The 4,921-nt window shown below is 71.2% G+C and carries 2 protein-coding genes; both read left to right on the top strand.

The window, feature by feature from the left end:
- Positions 1 to 3,177: amino acid adenylation domain-containing protein (locus ACFY4A_RS42280; protein ID WP_390834630.1), on the top strand; the 3,177-nt coding region annotated here is incomplete at its 5' end.
- A partial coding sequence (locus ACFY4A_RS42275) for a condensation domain-containing protein (RefSeq protein ID WP_390834629.1) occupies positions 3,177 to 4,921 on the top strand: 1,745 nt, incomplete at its 3' end. The genes ACFY4A_RS42280 and ACFY4A_RS42275, both read left to right, overlap by 1 nt.

Here is a 4,921-nt window from a genome sequence, read left to right as displayed (position 1 = left end):
CCCCTCGCTCCCCTGCAGGAGGGTCTGCTCTTCCACCACCTCCTCGCCGACGGCGGCGAGGACGCGTACGTCATGCCGCGGGTGTTGAAGTTCGATTCGCGTGAGCGGCTGGACGCGTTCCTGGGCGCGCTGCAGCGGGTCGTCGACCGCCATGACGTGTTCCGTACCGGCATCGTCTGGGAGGGTCTGCGCGAGCCGGTCCAGGTCGTGCGCCGTCGCGCCGTCCTGCCCGTCACCGAAGTCCAGTTGGACCCGAAGGCGGGCGATCCCATAGCCGAGTTGGTCGCCGTCACCGGCCTGTCGATGGATCTCGGCCGCGCGCCGCTGCTGGACATCCACATGGCGCCCGAGCCCGGCACCGACCGGTGGCTGGCCCTCGCGCGGATGCACCACATGGTGCAGGACCACACGGCGCTGACAGTGGTACTGGAGGAGGTGGACGCGTTCCTCACGGGCCGGGGTGACGACCTGCCCGAGCCGCTGCCGTTCCGCAACTTCGTCGCGCAGGCACGCGGCGGGGTCGAGCGCTCCGAGCACGAGCGGTTCTTCGCCGACCTGCTCGGCGACGTCACCGAGCCCACCGCACCCTTCGGGCTGGTGGACGCCCGTGGTGACGGCGCCGGTGTGGTCCGGGCCGAGCTGGCCTTCCCGGCGGAGGTCGCCGGCCGGGTCCGGGACGTCTCGCGCCGGCTGGGCGCGAGTCCTGCCACCGTGATGCATGTGGCGTGGGCGCGGGTGCTGGCGGCGGTCAGCGGCCGGGACGATGTGGTGTTCGGCACGGTGCTGTTCGGCCGGATGAACGCCGGTGCGGGTGCGGACCGGGTGGCCGGACCGTTCATGAACATGCTGCCGGTGCGGGTGCGGGTGGCCGGAACCGGCGTGCTCGACGCGGTCTTTGAGATGCGTGCCCTGCTGGCCGGGCTGCTGGAGCACGAGCACGCTCCGCTCGCGGTCGCGCAGCAGGCCAGCGGTGTGCCGGCCGACGTACCGCTGTTCACCTCGATGTTCAACTATCGGCACAACACCGGCCACGGTGCGGACCCCGCCGACACCGAGGGCCCCAGCGGTGGGCTCGACGGCGTCAGGATGGTGTACACGCAGGACCGGACCAACTACCCGCTGTCGGTCGCGTTCGACGACGACGGGGACGCGCTCGTCCTGGCCGTGGACGCGGTTGCCCCGATCGAGCCCGAGGCGGTGTGCGCGATGCTGCGCACTGCCGTGGAGGGCCTGGTCACGGCACTGCAGGACGTGCTCGAAGGCGGTACGGACAGCCCCCTGACCGCGGTGGACGTGCTGGGTGAGGCCGAGCGGCAGCGGGTGCTGGTGGAGTGGAACGACACGGCGGTGGAGATGCCGGCCGTGTCGGTGGTGGAGCTGTTCGAGGGGTGGGCGGAGCGCACGCCGGATGCCGTGGCGGTGCGGTGCGGTGCCGATGCCGTGTCGTACGGGGAGCTGGATGCGCGGGCGAATCGTCTGGCGCGGTATCTGGTGGGTCAGGGTGTGGGCCCGGATTCGGTGGTGGGGCTGTGTCTGCCGCGGGGCGTGGAGATGGTCGCGGCGATCCTGGGGGTGTGGAAGGCCGGGGCGGCCTATGTGCCGGTGGATCCGGAGTATCCGGCGGAGCGGATCTCCTTCGTACTGGGTGACTGCGGCGCGTCGTTGCTGCTGACCACGCAGGAGATCCTGGAGGAGCTGCCGGCGGGCCGGGTGCGGATGGTGGCGCTGGACGATCCGTTCGTGGCCGGTCAGTTGGACGCCTCGGGACCGGGTGTCCGGGTGGACGGCCGGCAACTGGCGTATGTGATCTATACGTCGGGGTCGACAGGGCGGCCCAAGGGCGTGGCCGTGTCACAGGCCGGGCTGGCGAACTACGTGGTGTGGGCCGCCAGGGCCTATGGGACGGGTCCGGGTGGGGGTCAGGGCGGCGCGGTGCTGCATTCGTCGCTGGCGTTCGACCTGACGGTGACGAGTGTGCTGCTGCCGCTGGTGTCGGGGTCGAGCGTGGTCGTGAGCCCCGAGGGCGGTGCCGAGGGACTGGCGGACGTGGTGCGCGGTGCCGGCACCGGTCTGCTGAAGGTCGTCCCGGCGCATCTGTCTCTGCTCGGCGAACTGTTGACGGACGAGCAGATCGTCGGCGCCGCCGACTGCCTGGTGGTGGGCGGTGAGGCGCTGACCGGTGACGCGGTGCGCGGCTGGCTGGAGCGGGTGCCCCGGTCGGTGGTGGTCAACGAGTACGGGCCGACCGAGACGGTGGTCGGGTGCTGCGTGTTCGGGGTGCGTGCCGGGGACGATGTCGGGGAGTCGGTGCCGATCGGTCGCCCGGTGGCCAACACGCGGTTGTACGTGCTGGACGAGAGCCTGTCGCCGGTGCCGGTGGGCGTCGCGGGCGAGTTGTACATCGCCGGTGCGCAGGTGGCGCGGGGGTATGTGCGGCGAGCCGGTCTGACGGCTGAGCGGTTCGTGGCCTGTCCCTTCGCGGACGGGTCCGGTGGGCGTATGTACCGGACCGGGGACCGCGTGCGGTGGAGCGCCTCCGGTGAGCTGGAGTATCTGGGCCGGGCGGACGACCAGGTGAAGATCCGTGGTTTCCGGATCGAGCCGGGTGAGGTCCAGGCGGTCGTGGCCTCGCATCCGCTGGTGGGTCAGGCGGCGGTGATCGCCCGGGAGGACGTGCCGGGAGACCGGCGGCTGGTCGCCTACGTCGTACCCGCCGACACGGAGGCGGCGGCCGAGACACTGCCCGAAGTGGCGAGAAGGTTCGTGGCCGAACGTCTGCCGGACTACATGGTGCCCTCGGCCGTGGTCGTCCTGGACGCGCTGCCGTTGACCGTGAACGGGAAGGTGGACCGCAAGGCACTGCCCGCCCCCGAACACGCGGGCGCGGGCGCGACCGGCCGGGAACCGGCCACCGAGCAGGAGGAACTCCTGTGCGGGGTGTTCGCCGAAGTCCTCGGACTGGAGAAGGTCGGAGTCGACGACGACTTCTTCGAACTCGGCGGCCACTCACTGCTCGCCGTGCAGGTGGTCAGCCTGGTCCGCGCGAAGTTGGGAGTGGAGCTCCCGCTGCGGGTGCTGCTGGACGCGCCGACCGTGGCCGAGCTCGCACAGCAGATCGGAAAACAAAAGTCAGCCAGGCCGGCGCTGCGGCCGATGCGCAAGCAAGAGGAGTTCTGATGATTCCGTTGTCGTTCGCACAGCGGCGGCTGTGGTTCCTCGGCCAGCTGGAAGGGCCGAGCGCCACGTACAACATTCCGATGGCGCTGCCGCTGACCGGCCCGGTGGATCGGGACGCGCTGGGCGCGGCCCTGCGCGACGTCATGGGCCGGCACGAGGTGCTGCGCACCGTGTTCCCCGTCGCGGACGGCGAGCCGTACCAGCGCATCCTCGGTCTCGAGGACCTGGAGTGGGAGCTCACGACGGTGGAGCTGGCGGCGGAGGAGGTGGTCGGGGCGACCGCGTCGGCCTCCCGGTACGCCTTCGACCTCGCCGAGGAAGTGCCCTTCCGCGCCTGGCTGTTCACGACCGCACCGGACCAGCACGTTCTGCTGGTGCTCCTGCACCACATCGCCGGCGACGGATGGTCGCGCGGACCGTTGGCCCGTGACCTGTCGGCCGCGTACGAGGCGCGGTGCGCGGGCCGGGTGCCCGACTGGGAGCCGCTCCCCGTCCAGTACGCCGACTACGCGCTTTGGCAGCGCGAATTACTGGGTGACGACCAGGACCCGGAGAGCCTGGTGTCCCGCCAGGTCGAATACTGGCGCAAGGCCCTGGCGGGGGTCCCCGAGGAGCTGGCGCTGCCGTACGACCGTCCGCGTCCCGTGGTGGCCGGTCATGACGGCCACACCGTGCCCCTGGACATACCGGCGGACGTGCACGCCAGGCTGGTCGAGCTGGCGAAGGCCCAGGACGTGACCGTGTTCATGGTCCTGCAGGGCGCGCTCGCGGTGCTGCTGTCCCGGCTCGGCGCGGGCACCGACATCCCGATCGGTGTCGCCGTGGCCGGACGGACCGATGTCGCGCTGGACGACCTCGTCGGATTCTTCGTCAACACGCTGGTCCTGCGCACGGACCTCTCCGGTGACCCGACGTTCACCGAGCTGCTGGCGCGGGTGCGGGACGTCGGATGGGAAGCCTTCGCCCACCAGGACGTGCCGTTCGAGAAGCTGGTGGAGGAACTCAGCCCCACCCGCTCGCTGGCCCGTCACCCGCTGTTCCAGGTGATGCTGTCCGTCGAGAACAGTGCGCAGGCCGAGGTCGACCTGCCGGGCGTACGGGCCGGTGGGACGCCCGGGACACCGGCGCAGCTGCCGGCGGGTACCTCGGCGGCGAAGTTCGACGTCGAAGTGAACATTGGGGAGTCGTACGACTCCACGGGCGCGCCGGCCGGACTGCGCGGTGTGCTGATCCTGTCGGCCGACCTCTTCGATGCCGACAGCGCACCACGGCTGGCCCGGCGCTGGACGCGGGTGCTCGAACTGCTGGGCGCCGAGCCGAAGACCAGGCTGGCGGCGGTGGACATCCTCGAGGAGGACGAGCGCCGTCGGCTGCTGGTGGAGTGGAACGACACCGGTGCGGCGGTCGAGGAGTCGACGCTGCCGGGGTTGTTCGGGGCGCAGGTGGCGCGGACGCCGGACGCGGTGGCGGTGGTCGCGGGTGATGTGTCGCTGTCGTACGCGCAACTCGACGCGCGTGCCAACCGGTTGGCCCGGCTGTTGATCGGCAGGGGTGTGGGTCCGGAGTCGGTGGTGGCGGTCGCGCTGGAGCGTGGCGTGGACCTGATGGTGGCGTTGCTGGGTGTGCTGAAGGCGGGCGCCGCCTACCTACCGGTGGACCCGGCCTATCCGGCGGAGCGGATCGCGTTCATGCTGGCCGATGCGGGTGTGGAGTGCGTGTTGACCGGGGGAGAGGTATGCCTCGA

It is taken from the genome of Streptomyces sp. NPDC001292, assembly GCF_042896465.1.
Classification (GTDB): Bacteria; Actinomycetota; Actinomycetes; order Streptomycetales; family Streptomycetaceae; genus Streptomyces.
This window is presented reverse-complemented; position numbering and strand designations above follow the sequence as displayed.